Raw genomic sequence first — 818 nt, forward strand, 5'->3', positions numbered from 1 at the left:
AGAGTCTATTGTCAGTTTTACCAATTTTTTAATTCCATAAAAATTTTCAAAAAATCATATTTTAGGCGGGGGAATGGACAATGAAGTTTAAAATAAGCACTATTGGACTATCAATCGGAGCGGTATTATTTGCCAATAGTGCTAACTCTTTCTATTTTCTTTTGGATGAGGGGGAAGCATGTAAAACTACAACTCTTGAAAAAGAGGTTGATGATTTTCAAGAGGACATCTCACCGATATCAGAAAAAGAAACTCCCATTGGCCAAAAGATTACTAATGAAGAAATTGGTGAGGTTATACCAGAATTTGAAACCGGAGCAATGGAGTTGGCAGAGAAAATTGGTGGAGCTATTGCCGTTGTAAGTGGTGGATTAGAATTGCTTGACGGCATAGAAAATAAAAATGCTGATGAAATCACTGGTGGTGCCGTTCTTTTGGGCTCCTACATAGCACCGGAAATTGCAGGGGAAGTTATCGGCTCAATTTTCTCCGAGTCAATTGCGGAAGCTATAAACCCAGTTATAGGTGTTCTCATCGCTGAAGGGATTGCAATTTATGGTGATATAAAAATGGCTGGGGTCATCAACAAGATGGAAGAGTCCGATCGCACTTTGATGGGTGTCTACTCAAAAGCAATTGATAAAACAGACGCATCACTACTAAAGCTTAAAAAAATAATCCGAGGTGATAATGATGAGATTTATAATTATGAATATAAACATTTTGGAGAATTAACAGTTGAATTATATAAAAACAGTTTCCACAAATTAGCATATAGATTGATTAATGATAATTACTCTAATAGAGTAGATAAATAT

At 35.6% G+C, this 818-nt stretch carries 1 pseudogene; it reads left to right on the plus strand.

From position 1 onward, the window contains the following. Positions 1-80 precede the first annotated feature (80 nt). Positions 81-818: pseudogene (locus tag AB4496_RS20200) on the plus strand (hypothetical protein); the annotation flags it as partial.

The organism is Vibrio sp. 10N.222.46.A1, assembly GCF_041473595.1.
GTDB classification, from domain to species: domain Bacteria; phylum Pseudomonadota; class Gammaproteobacteria; order Enterobacterales; family Vibrionaceae; genus Vibrio; species Vibrio tasmaniensis_A.